This window comes from Moorena sp. SIO3H5 (assembly GCF_010692395.1).
GTDB lineage: Bacteria > Cyanobacteriota > Cyanobacteriia > Cyanobacteriales > Coleofasciculaceae > Moorena.
In genome coordinates this window covers 112,742-131,080 of sequence record NZ_JAAHHS010000001.1, presented here as the reverse complement: position 1 = coordinate 131,080, position 18,339 = coordinate 112,742, and the positions used below count along the sequence as shown (strand labels likewise).

General features: G+C 42.4%; 21 protein-coding genes, 1 tRNA gene and 1 pseudogene. 16 read left to right on the top strand and 7 right to left on the bottom strand.

The features are described from left to right. The 4 genes and pseudogenes from F6K52_RS00625 to F6K52_RS00610 all read left to right on the top strand — a co-directional run. A partial coding sequence (locus tag F6K52_RS00625) for a hypothetical protein (RefSeq protein ID WP_293072575.1) occupies positions 1-438 on the top strand: 438 nt, incomplete at its 5' end. 154 nt (positions 439-592) lie between these two features. Beyond that, the gene (locus tag F6K52_RS00620; RefSeq protein WP_293072573.1) at positions 593-1,795 is read left to right on the top strand and encodes an ISH3 family transposase; all 1,203 of its coding nucleotides are present in this window, start codon (positions 593-595) and stop codon (positions 1,793-1,795) included. Between the two features lie 170 nt (positions 1,796-1,965). After that, positions 1,966-2,304, top strand: a complete 339-nt coding sequence (locus F6K52_RS00615; RefSeq protein ID WP_293072571.1) for a hypothetical protein — start codon at positions 1,966-1,968, stop codon at positions 2,302-2,304. A gap of 67 nt (positions 2,305-2,371) precedes the next feature. Further along, positions 2,372-3,406 (top strand): annotated as a pseudogene (locus F6K52_RS00610) (cobaltochelatase subunit CobN); the annotation flags it as partial. Between the two features lie 175 nt (positions 3,407-3,581). On the opposite strand, the gene F6K52_RS00605 reads toward F6K52_RS00610, so the two are convergent. Next, complete coding sequence (locus tag F6K52_RS00605; RefSeq protein ID WP_293072569.1) at positions 3,582-3,731, bottom strand: hypothetical protein; 150 nt, start codon at positions 3,729-3,731, stop codon at positions 3,582-3,584. A gap of 316 nt (positions 3,732-4,047) precedes the next feature. Between F6K52_RS00605 and F6K52_RS00600 the strand changes: the two genes are divergently transcribed. Continuing rightward, positions 4,048-4,524: a CYTH domain-containing protein gene (locus F6K52_RS00600; protein WP_293072567.1), complete on the top strand. Its 477-nt coding sequence runs from the start codon at positions 4,048-4,050 to the stop codon at positions 4,522-4,524. Between the two features lie 61 nt (positions 4,525-4,585). Here the strand turns inward: F6K52_RS00600 and F6K52_RS00595 are convergent, their stop codons facing one another. Continuing rightward, positions 4,586-5,584: a DUF4351 domain-containing protein gene (locus tag F6K52_RS00595; RefSeq protein WP_293072565.1), complete on the bottom strand. Its 999-nt coding sequence runs from the start codon at positions 5,582-5,584 to the stop codon at positions 4,586-4,588. 396 nt (positions 5,585-5,980) lie between these two features. Further along, positions 5,981-6,910: a hypothetical protein gene (locus F6K52_RS00590; RefSeq protein WP_293072563.1), complete on the bottom strand. Its 930-nt coding sequence runs from the start codon at positions 6,908-6,910 to the stop codon at positions 5,981-5,983. Between the two features lie 1,238 nt (positions 6,911-8,148). Here F6K52_RS00590 and ndhL point away from each other — a divergent pair. The 3 genes from ndhL to trpA all read left to right on the top strand — a co-directional run bounded on the left by ndhL (position 8,149) and on the right by trpA (position 9,634). Next, the gene (gene ndhL, locus F6K52_RS00585) at positions 8,149-8,361 is read left to right on the top strand and encodes an NAD(P)H-quinone oxidoreductase subunit L (protein ID WP_075898798.1); all 213 of its coding nucleotides are present in this window, start codon (positions 8,149-8,151) and stop codon (positions 8,359-8,361) included. A gap of 95 nt (positions 8,362-8,456) precedes the next feature. Beyond that, positions 8,457-8,822 carry a DUF3007 family protein gene (locus tag F6K52_RS00580; RefSeq protein ID WP_293072561.1) on the top strand — a complete coding sequence of 122 codons (366 nt, stop codon included), beginning with the start codon at positions 8,457-8,459 and terminating at the stop codon, positions 8,820-8,822. Positions 8,823-8,836: 14 nt separating this feature from the next. Continuing rightward, positions 8,837-9,634 (top strand): tryptophan synthase subunit alpha, encoded by a 798-nt coding sequence (gene trpA, locus F6K52_RS00575; protein WP_293072559.1) that lies wholly within the window; start codon positions 8,837-8,839, stop codon positions 9,632-9,634. A 67-nt stretch (positions 9,635-9,701) separates the two neighbouring features. Here trpA and F6K52_RS00570 read toward each other — a convergent pair whose 3' ends face one another. Next, positions 9,702-10,622: a haloacid dehalogenase-like hydrolase gene (locus F6K52_RS00570; protein WP_293072557.1), complete on the bottom strand. Its 921-nt coding sequence runs from the start codon at positions 10,620-10,622 to the stop codon at positions 9,702-9,704. Positions 10,623-10,923: 301 nt separating this feature from the next. On the opposite strand from F6K52_RS00570, the gene F6K52_RS00565 reads away from it, so the two are divergent. From F6K52_RS00565 to F6K52_RS00555, 3 genes are all read left to right on the top strand, one after another. After that, a complete protein-coding gene (locus F6K52_RS00565; RefSeq protein ID WP_293072555.1) occupies positions 10,924-11,139 on the top strand; it encodes a hypothetical protein in 216 nt (71 codons plus the stop codon). A 75-nt stretch (positions 11,140-11,214) separates the two neighbouring features. Then, positions 11,215-12,057: an LCP family protein gene (locus F6K52_RS00560; RefSeq protein WP_293072582.1), complete on the top strand. Its 843-nt coding sequence runs from the start codon at positions 11,215-11,217 to the stop codon at positions 12,055-12,057. Between the two features lie 81 nt (positions 12,058-12,138). Further along, positions 12,139-12,597 carry a pentapeptide repeat-containing protein gene (locus F6K52_RS00555; RefSeq protein ID WP_293072553.1) on the top strand — a complete coding sequence of 153 codons (459 nt, stop codon included), beginning with the start codon at positions 12,139-12,141 and terminating at the stop codon, positions 12,595-12,597. Here F6K52_RS00555 and F6K52_RS00550 read toward each other — a convergent pair. Then, positions 12,583-13,293, bottom strand: coding sequence for a GDSL-type esterase/lipase family protein (locus tag F6K52_RS00550; protein ID WP_293072551.1), 711 nt, complete (start codon positions 13,291-13,293; stop codon positions 12,583-12,585). The genes F6K52_RS00555 and F6K52_RS00550 overlap by 15 nt on opposite strands. Positions 13,294-13,967: 674 nt before the next feature. Here F6K52_RS00550 and F6K52_RS00545 point away from each other — a divergent pair. The 5 genes from F6K52_RS00545 to F6K52_RS00525 all read left to right on the top strand — a co-directional run bounded on the left by F6K52_RS00545 (position 13,968) and on the right by F6K52_RS00525 (position 16,025). After that, positions 13,968-14,198: a DNA-directed RNA polymerase subunit omega gene (locus F6K52_RS00545; RefSeq protein WP_070393102.1), complete on the top strand. Its 231-nt coding sequence runs from the start codon at positions 13,968-13,970 to the stop codon at positions 14,196-14,198. A gap of 110 nt (positions 14,199-14,308) precedes the next feature. After that, a complete protein-coding gene (locus F6K52_RS00540) occupies positions 14,309-14,977 on the top strand; it encodes a hypothetical protein (protein ID WP_293072549.1) in 669 nt (222 codons plus the stop codon). Between the two features lie 30 nt (positions 14,978-15,007). Continuing rightward, positions 15,008-15,373: a DUF1818 family protein gene (locus tag F6K52_RS00535; protein ID WP_293043979.1), complete on the top strand. Its 366-nt coding sequence runs from the start codon at positions 15,008-15,010 to the stop codon at positions 15,371-15,373. Positions 15,374-15,421: 48 nt separating this feature from the next. Next, positions 15,422-15,495: transfer RNA gene (locus F6K52_RS00530), tRNA-Pro, on the top strand. A 182-nt stretch (positions 15,496-15,677) separates the two neighbouring features. Then, complete coding sequence (locus tag F6K52_RS00525) at positions 15,678-16,025, top strand: hypothetical protein (protein WP_293072548.1); 348 nt, start codon at positions 15,678-15,680, stop codon at positions 16,023-16,025. A gap of 127 nt (positions 16,026-16,152) precedes the next feature. Here F6K52_RS00525 and F6K52_RS00520 read toward each other — a convergent pair whose 3' ends face one another. Both F6K52_RS00520 and F6K52_RS00515 read right to left on the bottom strand, forming a co-directional pair. Continuing rightward, positions 16,153-16,608, bottom strand: a complete 456-nt coding sequence (locus tag F6K52_RS00520) for a DUF29 domain-containing protein (protein ID WP_293072546.1) — start codon at positions 16,606-16,608, stop codon at positions 16,153-16,155. 258 nt (positions 16,609-16,866) lie between these two features. Next, positions 16,867-18,294 (bottom strand): ion transporter, encoded by a 1,428-nt coding sequence (locus F6K52_RS00515; RefSeq protein ID WP_293072544.1) that lies wholly within the window; start codon positions 18,292-18,294, stop codon positions 16,867-16,869. Between the last annotated feature and the right edge of the window lie 45 nt (positions 18,295-18,339).

The window sequence follows — 18,339 nt, the reverse complement described above, 5'->3', positions numbered from 1 at the left end:
CCCAGAATTAAACTTGGATTAGATTTAGCTAAAGATGCTAAGGGTAAAGCAATCGTAGCCAAAAATGCTGCGGAATTTGCTCAAAAATCAGCCAAAAATGCCCAGGCAACAGCTAAAACTGCCAAAAAAGTAGCAGGGAGAGCGCAAGGTGTAGGGATTGGAGCTAGTAAATTAGCAACAAAAAATCAAAAGGTAATAGTTAGAACCGCAGGAGCGATAAAAACAGCCGAATCTACAGCCAAAGTGGCCCAAAATACGGCTAAAACTGCCGCAGCAACCGCTAAAGCAGCTAACGCAACCGCCAAGGCTGCTAAAAGTGGGGCAAAAGTTGCTTTAGCGCGAGCTCTTTTAGTTGGATCAAGGTTATTAAGCATTGGGGCCACAATTGCTGAATTAGCCTCAAGTGTCACAGTACTTTTAGTTCTAGGTAATCAGTAAACCAAAAAGTTTTTCCCGAAGAGCGATCGCTAATTACACTTGCGTAAAAAAATGTACTATAGGATACTTATTTCATAATTAATGCTTATAATGCTCTGAAAAAGTTCAAAAAATGAAATGATGAAAGTAGTGTATAGGATATTGGCTGAAAAAATTGACTGTTTCACCTCTACGTAGCTTGCTTCCCCTCAGGGGTGAAGCCGCGCGGAGCGCATCTAAAGAAGAGCTGGGTTTAACAGACTCAGAAACCCTTGATGAGGTTATTAAGTGTTTAGTAGAAAATTTTTCCATTGAAACTCAAGGTGTATGTGACCAACAAACTTTATTCGAGATTCTCATAAAGGCAGCCAGCAATGGAGATAGTATTGAGAACACAGCAAAACTATTAAAGAATGTTCCCACAGCGAATGATATTAGGTATCATCTCAATAAAATCAACAATTTTGAGGAATTAGAGGCACGAATTAATCAAGCTTTAAAAAGCCGAATTCCTTTAGGATTAAAAAAAGGTTGTTTAAAAATAGCGATTGATTTAAATTTGATTGGCTATTATGGTCAGCCAACATTACTAGAATTACCCTATATATATCGAAGTGAAGCTAAATCTGGTACTTATTCATTTTACGCCTATGCGACTTTATATGTTATCACCAAGAATAAGCGTGTAACCCTTGCAATTAGAGGTATTAGGCAATTTGATACCAGTGTGGCTATTATTACTTATTTATTGGCAGAACTTGACTCCCTTAAAATAAATGTAAAAAAGCTCTACCTAGATAGAGGCTTTTTTAATACTCCTGTAATCCGATGGTTGCAGGCATTAGATATTCCATTTATCATGCCTGCTATTAAGACGGGGAAACAAGGAGGTATCAAGCAATTATTAAAGGGTAAAAAAAGTTATAAAACCACCTATACCATAACAAGAGATAAAGATGATTCAGTCACATTTGAATTATGGATTATCTGTAAATATAAAAAAGGAAAGGGAAAACGTAATCGGCATGGAGTTCAATACTTTGCTTATGTTGCTCACAAGATAAAAACAAATTTAGGTTACATCTATCAAGATTATCGAAAAAGATTTGGTATTGAAACTAGTTATCGGCTCAAAAATATTTGTCGAATCAGAACCAATAATAAAAATCCAGTTTTGAGATTATTATTCGTTGGTATATCCTTTCTTCTAGTTAATATTTGGGTTAATCTTCTTTGGCTAAGAATCAGTCGTAAAAGGAAAGGTAGTCGATTAATTTATCGCAAGCTTTTTGCACTCAAACAGATGTTAGCCTTTTTATCTCAAGCTATTGAGCGCAAATATCAAGTAGTTGAAGGCATTTATCTTCCATCAGGTTAGCGTCAACAAATTGTCAATCAGCTAATCATAAGTAATCATTATCTATACTATGTCTGCTGGTTAAAGAATTAGGTCTTAAACAGTATCATAGACTACAAAAATTTTAGCGATCGCTCTTCGAGAAAAAACTTTTTGGTTTACTGGTAAATAGTTTGTGATGGGGGTGAGATTTGAATGAAGAACCAGCTAAACCTGAAGTGGAGGGGGAGGGGCAAATGCGTGTGATTGATGCCTTTAAACGTCTTTATGGTGACAACCTGCACCAGATGGAAGCCATAGATATGTATTTCCTAATATGCCATATCTCTGAAGATTTGCTTAGTTGTCAAAGTCACCGTTGGCACCAGTTTATATCCCGCAAAGCAACTTATTTGCGCGGACTAATTAACCGCAAATCTTCAAGCATTAGGAGTCAAAGTATCAGGGAGGGGAATGAACTTTTGGAAATGCTAGTCCAGGCCGCTATTAAAAAACATGAGGAGTTGGGGATTGAGCGAGAAACCAGGTAAATACAAATGGGTAATGCTAGAGAAAGCTTATTTAAAAGTTTTTCAAATGCCGGTTGCGAAAATAAATGGATTGGATGCGATCAAGACTCGTGGGGAATCCTTGGGGATTTTATTGGAGTTGGTGGGTGCAGCACCTGTTAAAGAGGGAACGGGACGGATTGTACGGTATGATTTGATGCCCTTGGCTGAGGTAGGTCATCCTAGAATTGATGTGTTGGCAAATCTCTCAGGGATTTTTCGGGATAGTTTTGTCAATATTGTTGAGCTGCTCGATGATTTGTTTCGTAGGGCGACTGAGGCAGATGAACCCGAGGAAGAGAATTTTATCCGCAAGCATGGGTTAGCGTTGCGATCGCAAGGGGTAGACAATGTTTCTGCTCGGTTGTTTTCTAATCCAGCCGGGGATTATGGTTCTCTGGTCAATGACCAAGTAGTCGATGGAAATTGGGAATCCGGGGATGAATTAGCGAATACATGGCAAAGCCGCAATGTATTTAGTTATGGACGGCAAGATAAAGGTCAAGCCCGTCCAGAAGTGATGGAGCAGCTGCTACAAAGTACCAGTCGTATAGTCCAGGAAATTGATTCGGTGGAATATGGGCTGACGGATATTCAAGAATACTATGCCAATACTGGAGGCTTGAAGCGAGCAGCCGAGAAGCAAGGGGGTAAGACCGTTAATGCCAGTTTTGTGGAAAGTTTCTCAAAGGATACTACACCCCGGAAGCTAGAGGATTTGTTGCGATTGGAGTATCGGACAAAGTTACTCAATCCCAAGTGGGCTGAAGCGATGGCCAATCAGGGGTCTGGGGGAGCTTATGAGATTTCCCAACGGATGACAGCATTGATTGGTTGGGGGGGTACAGCTGATTTTCAAGATAACTGGGTGTATGACCAAGCAGCAGATACTTATGCCTTGGATGAAGAAATGGCCAAGAGGTTGCGACAGGCAAATCCTGAGGCATTTCGCAATATTGTAGGCCGGATGTTAGAGGCAAATGGACGAGGATTCTGGGAACCGGATCACGAAACCTTACAGAAGTTACGGGAGTTATATGATCTCGCCGATGAGAAGATTGAAGGCGTGACGGCTGTAGGATAAGAGAGTGTGGGGTGACCGAGTGTGGGAATCGAGTGACCATCTTGGTCGTAGTCATCCCGATTCCTAAACCTGAACATCCTTAACTTACTGGTTCACCCTACACTGGTTTACCCTAGATCCGTTTAGCCAATCAATAAGAGTGTGAGTATAGTTCTTTTATCCTAACTATACTCATTCACCAGATTTTATGGCCTTTACCTGAATAGCCTTGTTCGCTAGAGTTTTTAGTTTGCTTTTGTAACTCTTCAGCTAATTTGGCAAATTGTTTCATTTCATCAATTAATGCTGCTGCTCCACTCTTTTGGGTTGTTGATTGTTGGGACATTGATGTTTATCCTGATAATTTTACTTACATTAGCCGCACCGTAGATTTACTCATAGAGGAACTCTAGGAAATTGGCTCTCTATTTTTATATTTCTTGCGACAATAAAAGAATCCGGATTAACTCTGGTATTTTAATATGAAGCGATCGCTAACTAAATAGGCAAGATTATAAAGTTTTTGATTACTATAGCAATAAGCATAATGGTTCGGATTTGATCTGATTTTAAAATTGACAATCAACAATAGTTAATGAACAATGGTCAATTTTTCATTAACCAATGACTAATAATAACCATTCACACTATACTTAGTACCCATGGCAACTGAAATTGAACGGAAATTTCTAGTTAAAGGCGAAGAGTGGCGGAAATTAGGCACTGGTAGTGTTTATCGCCAAGGTTACATTCGTACAACCAACCGCACTACTGTCCGGGTGCGCCTGGTGGGAGATCAAGGATATCTTACTATCAAAAGTCCCAAGGTGGGTTTTTCTAGAAAAGAGTATGAGTATCCTATCCCAGCCTCGGATGCTCAAGAAATGCTCGATACTTTATGTCAGGGTCCATTAATTGAGAAAACTCGTTATAAAATTGAACACGCTGGCTTGATTTGGGAAGTTGATGAGTTTGCTGGGGATAATCAAGGATTAATTTTGGCAGAAGTTGAACTAACTGATGAAAATCAGGAAATTAAACTACCAGAATGGATAGGAATTGAAGTATCTGATGATCCGAGATACTTCAACTCCAATTTAGTTCAGCATCCCTATACTCAATGGTTACACAGAATCTAGGCTATAGGGTGTGGGGTGTGGGGTATGGAACAGAATTTGGATTTATATATCAGGAGTTGTTTTAATCAGCGGCTTCGGGTGCTGGCAAATGGTCTACTAATTGCTCAAGAGAGTCTACATCAATGGCCACATCCATTAACTGTTCTAATTTTTCGACACTCAACCCCTTCACACGAGCTTGAATCTCAGGGGATAGGTCTCCAAAGCGCCTGTGAAGCAATCGTAGCAGCAGTCGCTCAGCTCCTTCCTGACGACCTTCCTGACGACCTTCTAAAATACCTTCCTGACGACCTTCTTGACGACCTTGCTTAATTCCCAACCTTTCGATACTCGTGACATACTTCATGTTGACCTCCTGTTCGTACTGGTTAAGTTCTTGATTAAATGCTTGTTCTAGTCCTGAGGGTAAGTGCATTACCCAGTCAATGAAGTGATACAAGTTTAGGATGTCTTGTCGCTGATACCCTTGCTGGTACAATCGTCTGGTCAGAGCCATTTTCCAGATTTTCCGTTGCTGGCCATCACTGCGAGTATCAACTGCTTTCAGGTGAGCCATGATTACTGTCGCAAAGGGATTGGCACTTTGTTCTAATTCTGGCCACTGCTGTTTGTAGTCTAGCAGTTTCACCATCAAAAAATTGAACTGGATTTTACAGCCCAAGATTTCGCTACTGTATTGGGTTGGTCGCCACTGGGGGTTGGTATCACTCAGGACCGCTAAACTGGCCACTGGTCGATTGTAGCGATCACTAATCCGATGATGGTAGGTGTACATCCGTTTAGCAAACTCCGTCTGTTTTTCGCCTTGGACCTCCACATGAATTAGGATCCAGGCTTCTTGACCATTCTTGAGCCAGACCTTAACCAGTTTGTCAGCCAATCGACGTCCTACTTCCGCGTCTCGCACCACTTTTTGCAGTTCTTTGTCGAGAAACTCACAGGGACGAGACCAGTTGATTTGACTATGAATCTGGGAAAAGCACAGGGCAATGAAGGGCTCAAAGTACCATTCCAGGGTGTCTTTCCAGGGGGAATCATAGTCCGCTGCTGGGTTAATCATTAATTTCCTCTAGCTGAGCTGATTGATCTAATTAATCACCAAACCAACAAAAGCGACTCGTCCTTAAGCTGTAGGATCCATTAATAATCAACCCTACAGGTAACCTTACTGCTTAAGTTCTGCTCTAGCTTTTTTCATTATAATGAGGTACACAAACTCTTTACCTCTTATCCCTGCTCTCTTCTCGCTGCTCTCTGCTCGCTGCTCCCTGCGCCCTAACACCTAAAAATTTGTACCTAACCTAATTTAAAAATTATAGATTTTTTCTTTATAAACACACAAATCACCTGTACCGAAGCTAGCGGCATCAATACCATGTAAAATTTATCAATTTCGACCACTAGCATAAATCAAAGTATTCTATTAAAATTGAGGAATACTAATATCAGTAAATCCCTAAAATAGAGTATAGTCATCGAAAATTTCGAGACTATCCACAATTACAAAGATGCCACGATTAGCTTCAGGATTGACTTCAAAAGTTGGTTCAAAAAATCCCAGTGGTTCTTCTAGGGTAAAGATTACTGCCTCTAGCCCTTCTACTTGGCCATCATCCGCCACAGCCAAGCTAACCGTTGCATCTTGTTCTGTAATATTAATCGTAAAACCGAATAAATCTGATGCTACCGGAGGTACTACTATTTCTCCTCCTGTTACTGCCAAAGATTCCAGATCGAATTCTAGTATTTCAGGAGCAGTGACGGTTACGGTTACCCCTTCTACTGGTGGAGCTTCACTCAGGCTAAGGTTAACATTAGCAACAGTTCCCTCAGATTCGATTAATAGTTTAGGAGAGGTACTTAGGCTAACTTCTGGTAAAGAATCTGGACTATCTTGAATAGGGATAACTTTGGGAGTATCCCGAATTAGAAACGTGCCACGATTAGCTTCAGGATTGACTTCAAAAGTTGGCTCAAAAAGTCCCAGTGGTTCTTCTAGGGTAAAGGTTACTTCCTCTAGCCCTTCTACTTCCCCATCATCCGCCACAGCTAAGCTTACCGTTGCATCTTGTTCTGTAATATTAATGGTAAAACCGAATAAATCTGATGCTACCGGAGGTACAACTATTTCTCCTCCTGTTACTGCCAAAGATTCCAGGTCGAATTCTAGTATTTCCGGAGCAGTGACGGTTACGGTTACTCCCCCTACTGGTGGAGCCTCACTCAGGCTAAGGTTAACATTACCAACAGTTCCCTCAGATTCGATTAATAGTTTAGGAGTGGTACTGAGGCTAACTTCTGGTAAAAAAATTGGACTATTTTTACTATTATTGGGTTTAAAATTATTGGCTTTGAATGCTTCTTTTAAGACTATGTTCAGTGTCATGTTTTTCCATTATTTGAGAGTACGTCATGCCACAGCCATAATCGAGTTAAACGAAAGAAAAATTATCTGCACCCAAGCTAGTTTGACCAGTACCCTCTCAATTTGCTAAATCTTAATAGTAGCAATTACGGTATGGTTTTATTGTTGGCTGATACTGACTTCTTAAAAGCCAATTATCAAACCAGCAATTCGAATCCAATTTTTTCTCTTCGTAAAATCTTTAACTATATTAGCAAATTTAAAAATTTATGCAACCCCAATTCATAATTAGTGTGAAACTGGGCTACTAGGAATGGTTTTGTTAGCACCAGAAGTAACAAATATCCCTTAAAAAGCTTATAGTCAGAGGTGCAAGTCAGAAGTCAGAAGTCAGAAATCAAAAGTAAGCTAGCACTAGATTTCGGAGTTTAGAAATATCCTAATCTTAATGTGTAGTGCTATATATCTATTAGTAAAAATATCTTACCGTTTGGTATAGATAAAAAATCCAAAGCATTTTTGTTGGAAGGACCAAAGCCAATAGTTATCAAGCAAATAGGGCAAGCTTGATATTTTCGGTAGGTTTTTGAGGTGCGGACTTAGTTACTATAGCGCAATAGTTTTGCTATCAACCTTTAGTTAGCCAACCAAAGTAATCTAGCCACTTTTTTGGCTAGGATCTTAATAATAATGGGGGCGGTGGGACTTGAACCCACACGACCGTTTAAGGTCAACGGATTTTCATTCTCCCGCAGCTTTCGCTACTGCCATAGCTGGCTCTTGAGAATTGGACTCTCTCTTTACCCTCGGCTTTACGTTAGGGTAGCTCCCGTCGAGTCTCTGCACCTTCCGAGAGGTTTTCCCGGCTTGGCTCAGGATTGCCTTATCTGTTACCAGACTTAGGTTTCCCTGAATTTGAGAGCATTCACATGACAGATTTCTCTATCAGTGCTCAATTTCCTTAAGTCCGTAGCGTCTACCATTCCGCCACGCCCCCTAGTTGATATCACATAGCGGTGGGTTTTTGTTTACCCATCAACCACTGTGATTTCACTGTTATCTATTTAACCATGAAGTGAGCCTACTATGCAAGTATAGTATTGAAATTTTTGAAATTTTTAAGAGGCGGCAAAGTCTGGCTCTGGGAGAACACAGGGCAGGATGTTGGACCTAAGGTAGTATAGTAGGGTTGAGCGGTTGACCTGCATGTCACGCTACGCGAACGCATTTTTTTCTTCTGTGTCCGAAACCAAAATTCTATGATTACTGCGATACTATACCTGTCTTTGGCAGGAGCCTACTTATTGGTATTCCCTCTCGCCATCTATCTCTACCTACAGAAACGGTGGTACGTTTGTAGCTCCTTCGAGCGGGGCTTCATGTACTTCCTGGTCTTCTTATTCTTTCCAGGTTTATTACTCTTCAGTCCAATCTTAAACCTCCGCCCCAAGCGGCGTCAGCCACAAGGGTAAGTCAGTATAGGGTACCTAAATGAATTGTGAGAATTTTTGTTCCCTGCTCCCTGTTCCCTGTTCCCTGTTCCCTGTTCCCTTTGCTATAGTAATTCATGCGACGAATTGACGCGATTGGAATTGCCCTTGGTATCTTTGCTACTGGCGGCATAGCCTACTTGATATTTCAGCTCGCTGGGTACGATCACATCAAAGCCGGGATTTGGAGTCAAGTCCTCTTGGTTGGGGGGTTATTTGGGTGGGTGCTAACCTACTTGTTTCGAGCCTTCACCCAAACCATGACCTATAACCAGCAGGTGAAAGAGTATAAAGATGCTGTCCTGCAAAAGCGACTCGAAGAAATGACACCAGAAGAACTTGCCCAACTCCAAGCAGAGGTGGAACAGGAAAGGCGTTTGACCAAGGAAGAGGGCGATTCCTCCATATCCCCCCTTAAGCAGGAGGGGCAGGGGCAAAACTAGATTACGAATCACCAATGACAAAAATTTCCGATTGCTTCGGATCCCTGAGATCTAACTCCCAGTGTGCTCTGATTCCTTTTATTACCGCTGGGGATCCCGATTTAGAAACCACAGCCAAAGCCTTGCGGGTACTCGACCAATCCGGTGCTGACATCATTGAACTGGGAGTACCCTATTCTGACCCCTTGGCCGATGGTCCAACTATCCATGCTGCTGCGACTAGAGCATTACAAAAAGGTGTGCAGTTGGATGATGTCCTGGCAATGGTAAAAGACGTTAGCCCAGAGATACAAGCGCCAATTGTCCTATTTACCTACTACAATCCCATTCTCAACCGAGGGATTAATTCCTTTTTAGAGCAGATTGCTGAAGTGGGGGCGAAAGGGTTAGTGGTGCCTGACTTACCCCTGGAAGAAGCTCAAATATTGCTGAAACCTGCAGCAGAGCTAGGGATTGAAGTGATATTGTTAGTGGCACCAACTTCACCAACAGAACGGATTGAAGCGATCGCTAAACAGTCTCAGGGCTTTATTTACCTAGTCAGTGTTACCGGTGTCACCGGGATGAGAACTCAGCTGCAATCACGGGTAAAAGACTTACTCAATCAGATGCGTGGTGTAACTGATAAGCCCATTGGGGTTGGCTTTGGGATCTCCGAGCCACAACAAGCTAAGCAGGTCAAAGATTGGGGTGCAGATGCAGTGATTGTAGGTAGCGCTATCGTAAAGCGTTTGGCAAATGGGACCCCATCAGAAGGCTTGTCAGCCATTGGGGACTTTTGCCAAAGCCTGAAATTAGCCATTACACAGTGAAGCCATGGGTAGTAAGTAGGGCTTGGCACTTACTGTCTAGGATACCGATCAGAAACTACTGATCGGATTAATCCTTTCCAAACACTGTTACGAAATCCTCTTTCATACTGATAACTGTCCAACCACGAGCCTCGGCCTCCCGCAGAGCATTCTCGGCACCTGTATCATATACATATTCGCGGGGATCATCGTGGTGAACCAGCATCATCAAAGCTGGCCCCTTCTGCTCGTCAGTGTACTGAAGCATTTCTAAATCACCATCGGAATTACCAATGGTCATAATTGGTTTTTTACCAATGTAGCGGTCAATGTCCACTACTTTACCTTCGTTATTATTAATGGGTTTGACCAATATTGGCGTCTTAACCAAAACATGAGAGCCATCGTCTTTAGTAATAAACTTGGTTTGGACAGTCGTACCAATAATATTTTCAGGGGGAACACCGTAGGCATCTTCGGCATAGGAGCGAATGAAATCAAGTCCCGCCCTAGAACAAATATAAACCTTGAAATCATTACTCCTGAGATAATTGACCAGTTCAACCATGGGCTGGTAAGTAACCTTTATGTATGGCACTCCAAAGTCGGGATGCTTTGAATTATCCAGAAAGAACCTCGCCTTCTGTTTATAGTCTTCCGGTGTTAATCCCTGCAGTTTGAGGTCTTCAAAAATGGCATTCCTTTTAGTGGAAAAGGCATTCCCTAGCATGTCTTTGATAAATAACCCGTAAATATTTTTTGGTTTTTCAGTCCACAGGGTTCCATCATTATCAAAGACCGCTATGCGTCCGCTAGGACGAACGTAGTTATCACTGTTGGGATTGGTAACCTCTTGCACAAATTCAAAAATCCTTTGCTTAGCCGCACCCTGATTCCAAGAGACTAAGGGGTCATAGTCCGCAGCAGCAGAGGGACATCCAAAAAAACCTCCTAGGCAAAACACTGATAAGAGAATCGATAGGAAAACTAAGAACGTTCTTTTTTTCATGATTAAGGCTTTTCGGGTTTAATTGCTGATCCGCTTCAAGGCAAACAAGGCTATTTTTACCGAGCAAACCAATCTTGTCAATATAGCGCTACCTGCAAGGGCTTTAGGCATGCATGCTAGAGGCAAAAGTTGACGTGCATTAGCGCACCGAGGGAGTAGGTTTTTACATTTATAGTCAGCTGATTGCTGTTCGCGCAGCGANTTAGGTCGGAAGCATCATAATCCTCCTATCTGGATAGATAACCATTGGCATGATTTTCAAGTTACGTTACATCTTCGCGCTCAACGTAATCCATCTGATATGTATGGATTAGATATGGTCGAGATGGAACAGCGATTACAGGAATGGGGAGAGCGTTTACCTATAATTGTCAACGATTGTCCCCTATGTCCTGGAGGAACGACTGAAGAACTCTGTTGCTATTTTGCTTCTATTCCTTTAGAGACTCATGTGACATTAATTCGAGTTTCCGTCGCTGAAAATTCAGAACAACTCACTTATCTATCCATTAGCTAGGATTTAACAATGCTGGTTTCCGTTCTACTAAACTTACCCAAACTTACCCATACACGATAACCTCCGGTTAAGCGTATCTTAAATGATGTACCCATTGATAGGTATGTGCGCATTACCACTGATGCATTTCGGGAACTTGTGGATTTGGTCGGTGGGCTGGAAGTGTTTGTACCGGAGAGGATGGAATATGTAGATGTCACTCAGAAACTGGAAATTGATTTAGAACCAGGGTGGCAAACCTTGAATGGAGACCAAGCCGAACAATTTGCTCGATACCGAAAAGACAATGGTGATATTGCTCGGATACAGCGGCAGCAGATCTTACTCAAGGCCCTGCGCCAGCGTTTAGTTACTCCCAGTGTGGTGCCTCGTTTGCCAAAAATCCTGCGAGTGATGCAGCAGTATATTGATACTAATCTCAGCTTAGAGGAAATCTTGGCACTGGTCGGTTTTGGTCTAGATGTTGGTAAAGATAATATCAGAATGGTACTCTTGCCAGGTCGATTCAGCAACGCTGATGAATACATTGCCAGTTACTGGCTGATGAATTCACGAGGGCGAGACCGAGTGATGAGTGAGTATTTCGAGCAAGAGCCCAAATACAAGAGTTCATTAAGGCGCCGCAGTTCACCCCATCGGGTCAGAATTGCGGTTCAAAATGCTACCGATGACCCAGAACTTGGTCGCCGTGTTGCCCGGTACTTAGCCAGAAATGACTTCTACAATGTCTATTATGTCTCAGATTGGCCTGACCGCTTGTCCCAGACTGAGATTATTGTTCAGCAAGGGGACATAAAAACAGCAGATATTGTCAAAAAAGTCCTGGGACTAGGTAGAGTAGAAGCATCCTCTACTGGTCATCTCAAATCTGAGCTGACGATTCGAGTCGGTGAAGATTGGTTAGAGAGGGAGTTTTAGGCTTTAAGTTTTAAGGAGTCAGGTTGACGAGTGATTAGGGTGATTTGGCGACGCTTATTGGGACTAATTTTAGTTCTTGTTATGGCTTGGCTATGGGTGCTTTTATCGGCTACTCCTGCCTATGCTCAGGAGAATACAGTAAATTATTCTCTTACAGATTTGAGTTATGATGACTTTTCCAATCTGAATTTAGTTGGTGGCGTATTTGCAGGGGCTGAAATGCGAGGCACAAACTTCCAAGGTGCTGACCTGAGTGAATCTATCTTGACCAAGGGCAATTTATTGAAAGCCAATCTCAAAGGTGCAAACTTGACTGATTCTTGGGCAGATCGGGTAATTTTAGACCAAGCTATTTTGACCAATGCTATTTTGACCGATGCAATGATGATTAGCACCAGGTTTTACGATGCCGAGATAACTGGTGCTGATTTTACGGGTGCCGATATTGACCGCTATCAGATTAAACTGATGTGTGAGCGTGCTACTGGGGTAAATCCTGTAACTGGTATCTCGACACGGGATAGTTTAGGCTGTCCCTAGGCTTAAGGAGTTGAGCTGGGCTAAGGGGTTCCAGAGCAGGATGTCTTGTAATAATTGCTGATAACCAGCCACATTGGGATGGAGACCATCTGGAGATAGGTGGTCAGAGCACCAATCATAACCACGGGACGTCCATAAGTCAAAAACGTCCAGATAGGGAATTTGACGCCTCAGACACGCAAGGCGAGTTGCTTCTTTGTAGTAGTACTGGTCAGCATGATTGTAGTAAAGACAATCGAGAAAGGGCATTTTCCTTTCATCCACTGGTACCATACCCACAAATAGCACTGGACAGAGTTGCTGGGCTAGCTCGAGCAGATGGGCTAGTTCTTCCTGGAAACTATCAAAATTAGTAAAATTCTTGCCATCGGGGCGTCCTAAACGGGCTGAATCGTTAACGCCCACCGATAAAATAATGGCATCTGGTACACGGTTTCTGAGTTCACCACGACTGCGAAATTCATGCTCTAGTCGCGTGTGGACTTGGGTAACCCCATCACCCCGAACTCCTAAATTGTAGAGTACATGACCAGGACTATCGGGTAACATCCACTGACGTCGCAGTCGCTCTACCCAACCGCCACCTTCTGGGTCTCCAAATCCATAGATCAGACTATCTCCAAGGACAACGAACTTCAGGGGAGTTATTTGGCGCTGATGGAATGACTCCAAGCTAGGAGCGGCAAGTGTTTGCATAGACAATATTTATTTGGCCAGATAATTGTTAACAACTCGACACACTCAAGATAGCTTAGCAATGGTATGATTTTTTGTATACGTAAAAGGTCTATGTACCACAGGAGTGAATCAAAGTACTCTCACCCCTAAGGTTCACCCCTAAGGTTACCCATCAATGCGATCGCATCCAACCGATACCATTGACAGATGCCATGTACAGACTCCATTTACACAGGAATTACGCATTGCCCCCTAGAGCTCTCTTGCCTTGGGGAACTTTAGTCAGTAGTAACTCCCATAGCAAGAAGGGTTAAGGGGGGAAAACCAACTAAACTCCGTAAGTCCTATTACAGATACAATTTATACATAATCCCATTTACACATAAGTAGGCTGGGAGAGTTTGGTAGAACTTCCCAGCCTTGGTTAGATATATAGTTTCGGTATAGTTAGTAGGTTAGGTATAGATAGTACAAATTGACTGTTCTTTCTTATTATTGTCATAGATACCAAGCAATGTAAGTAGAAATCCCCCAACTTCACAAATTCTTTCACTTTTTGATGGTATATTATTAACCTCAAGAAAAATTTTGTGACTTGTATCAAGGGAAACCCCTAGTTTAGAAGTGAAGTATGCTAGGGTAGAGGGGGCGATACTGATTTTAAGTAGAGATAGCAAAACCTGATAAACCTTATGCTGCACAAAAGCTATAACTTTGATTCAATCGACATTCTGCAACGGACGGAGCAGCTAGTAAGTGCAGCGTCTAATCGTTACAGGATCACTGTACAACTGGCTAACCGTGCCAAGCGCCGTCGCTTCGAGGATTTTGAAAGTCTAGATGAGCCATCCATGAAGCCAGTGCTGCGAGCAATTGTTGAGATGTCTGATGAACTGACCCAGCCAGAGATTATTGCGGACTAAGTTATCGTACTGAGTGAGTCAGGGGGCGAGAGCGTCAGGGGCAAGAGTAGTTAATTACCTAGTTTCATCCCAAGGTTAATTACCTAGTTTCATCCCAAGGTTGTGTCGGAATGTTCCATAGCCGTCTCCAAGCAATGTACAAGACTAAAGGAATTAAACTAGCGCTAGGTTTAGCTCTTACCACTATGACCAGTGGTTTACTATTGCTGTGGGAATCCCACGAACAAGCGCCTGGTGTCTTCCAGCTCCTAGGAGCACAGCCTGCTGTGGCTCAGTTTTTTATTCCCCCAGAGATTAGTAAGGTAGTATATCACCGTTTACCAGATTTACCACAAGAGAATCAATACATTAGTAAAGAAAGCGGTGAAGTCGCTGCGAATAATACCCTGGTTAACCGCTTAATTCGGTATCACGTCTATGGGAAAAAACGGTTGCCCAATTACCGTTTTGATTGGAAATTGACCATGGCTGACTATCTAGGTGCATACGATTACCTAGAAGCATCCCAGTATCCCAGTGGGGATACTTTAACCGAAAATCCCATGGAAGGGGATATTGCAGCGATAGAACAATTAACTCGTGCCGAACGGGATGCACTAGTAAGCGTTTTAGTTAGCCTATTCAATCCCAATCGCACCGAAACTGTGGCACCAGAGTCGAACACACAACCATCACCTGGTACAACCTCCAATCCTACATCACCTGCCACAACCTCCAATCCTAGAAGAGGAGTATCTTTACCTCAACCAGGAGATGCTCAGTTACTTAAACCTAATTGACTTGTCGATGAATTAGTCAGAATCAGGTTTATGGAACGTGTTGTTAAACATGGAGAAGGCTGGCGTATTGGTTGGGATCCTGAGGCTCCTAACTATAAAGGTTTAGTGGGTGGTGAAGACTGGGCATTTGAACTAACGGAGTCGGAGTTGAATGATTTTTGTCGCTTGTTGCTGCAATTAGCTCAGACTATGAGTGAGATGGCAAGTGAGTTGATGGACGAAGAGAAAATCACTTGCGAAGCAGAAAGCGATTGGCTGTGGATGGAGGTAGAGGGCTATCCTTCTGCTTATACCCTACGCTTGATTTTGAATCAGGGACGCTGTTGTGAGGGGAGCTGGGTGGCAACAGCGGTTCCAGGGTTGCTAGCAGCAGCTAAGTCTCTGAAAGTTTTTTAGTGTAGTTGTTCAAATATCGAATAGTGTGGTATAGTAAATAAGGTTTTCCGGGGCGTAGCGCAGCTTGGTAGCGCACCACTTTGGGGTAGTGGGGGTCGTGGGTTCAAATCCCGCCGCTCCGATTCATTTCAGAAATCGGGTATAATCGTCAGACCGAGTTTGTCACTGTTGTCTGATTAGTGTGATCTCGACAAAGTATCTGTGAAAAACTAAAAAAGCTATGTGAGCAATCATCCTTAGCTAAAAGGACGAGCTACTAAAGCATACTGAGCATACTTCTTAGGATTTAGGGCTTAAAGTGGGAGTGATTGATGCAACTAAATATTTACCATTTGACCTCAGAATTAATCAAGATGATATCAAGGGTTTAGGAACTAAAATGCGTACCAAAATAAAATATGTTCTAACACAAATTGATGGATTAAATAAAAAAGAAAAGCTTGAGGTTTTTTATTATTTAGACCAGCGTATTAAAACAGAATTAGAACATGATAAAAATCAATATAATGACTCAGATTATGAAAATTTACTCCAGTATATTACTGATAATTCAGATAAAGAATGTAAACGACCTCTGGGAGAGTTTAGAGGAATTGCACCAAACTTGTTAGAAGGTCAAGATGCTCAAGAATGGGTCAATGAGCAGCGTTAAACAGCATGCATTGAAATGCCCCCGCCAACTACAAGCCAGTAGGGTGTGAAGCGCAACAGCATAAAGCACTGAAAATTTCGATAATTAAGATAAGATATGGATTGAAGTGCGTTAGTATAACAATGAATTAATCCCCATAAAATTCTTCATCTAATAGCTGTTCAATTGTAAAAGGACATTGATTGGGATAGTCTTCAGGGTTGGGCTTACGAATGCCAAAGCTGGCTTTTTTACCTTCTTTTATAGCTAACTTGCGACCATCTTGATAAGCTTTAGCGATTGCTTCTTCTAAATAACGTTTAAATGAAGGACTGTCTTGTAAATCTTTTTGGATACGAAACCGATGTTCTGTGACTGAACTATACCAACTTCCTTTCATGGAATCAGGAGCGTCAGTTTGAACAATTATTTTGAGTAAATGGGCAATCAATATAGTTAAATTGCTAATGAATGCTCGCTTTTCAGCCTTTCCCATGTCCTCTAACTCAAGCAGCAAATTATCCCAATCAATTGCCGATAAATTTCTAGCTTTTATTTGTTCAACGATGATTTCTCGCCAACGATTAAAATCTTGTTCATACATATAGCAAAGGGAATAGGGAACAGGGAACAGGGGACTAGGGAGCAGGGAGCAGGGAGTAGGGAGCAGAAGATGTCTTAAGCTTTACTTCGACTGCTATAGGCTATCTAGACAAAGACAAGCGGAATCTGGGTTTAAGAAGTTGCAATCATGGTAAACCCCAAGGGGATCTTAATTTGCGATGAAGCCAAGCTTCCGCGCTTATGCGATCGCACTATATTTGCGAACGCACTATAAAAGACCTGCAAAAAAGTTGAGACTTTAGCGGACTGGAACCCCAATTTTCGGCAGACTACGAGCAATAATAACTAAGTGATCGCCAGATAGTAGTGTTTGATCTTTAGGGGGATTAATTAGGGTTTCCCGATTTCCATTGCTATGGCGCTCTATTGCAATCAACGTTGTATCAAACTCCTCTTTCAACAGCCGAGCAGCTTCCCAAAACGAAATGTCAACCCACTTCTGTGGTAAAACAATTTTGTAGAACTGGTTTCCCACTTGTACAGTTAGCAACTCTGCTAGCACATCTACAGCTCCTAGGTTCCGAGCTGAGGTAGCAATTAAGTGACTGGCTAATTCATCAACAACAATCACATCTTCAACTCCCGCTACTCGCAGTTGGACATTGTTTTTCCGGTCAAGGAGTTGAGCACAGGTGTAGATTTCGGGTTGGAGTTTTTCAATGGTCAAGGCCGCTAGGACTGTTCGTGCATCCCGGTCTTGATCACTTCGAGGACGGGTAGAATCAGCAAGGAGGATTGCCCGTGAGGCATGATAGATCCCCACACTTTCGAGTACATCAATAGTCGTGTAATCACCAATATAGAAATATATTTGGGAACGATTCACTCCCTTGAGTTCCCACTCTGGTGTGTCGGTAAACTCTGCCACAACCACCATTGGATAGTGCTTTAGGTCAGAGTCTGCCTGGAGTTCCTCAATCAGTAGGTGACCACCTCGGTTCCAGCCGCAGATAACAATGTGATTGCGCAGTTCATCCAGTTCCAAGTATTTCACCTCCATCACTGTTCTAAGTCGTTGCACCATCACTGCTGACACTACACCGGTGAAGACGGCAAACATAGTTAATCCGCCAATGACTACCATCAGGGTAATCAAACGTCCAGCATCAGTCTGGGGTTCACCACCAATGGGTTCTCCTGAGATTAGGGTAAAAAAACTCCACCATAAAGAGTCTCTTAGGGAAGCAAATGACTCATTCTGTCCTCCCTCCAGCAGATAAATCCCTAAAGCACCGACTAATGTAATTAAGCCGATAATCAGAAAAACTCCAATCTGAGCACTAATACTAGCAGCGAGAGAGGAAGAGATGCGGTTGAGGTTACGGTTTACCAAAATTCCGACTCTGAGCAGCCTTAACATCCGTAACACTCGCAATAAGCGGAATGCCCGTAACAAAGGCAGCACTGCAATAATATCCAGCCAGTAGTGACGCAAGAACCGACGTTTGTTTCTTGCCACTAGGTAGCGGATAGTTAGTTCTACGATAAATATGCCCGTCAGTAGCTCTTCGCTGACATAGACCAGTCCATATATGAAACCTGCACCCTCTAGACTTATTTCAAGAACCACTAAAACTACCGAAAGTAGAATTAGCACAATGAGGGTGAATTCAGTTTGGGGAGCGTGAATGAACTGGTCAAGACGGGACTTGAGGGTTGATGACAAGTTAAAGTATTCTATATTAAATGGAATTTATTCCATTTAATATTA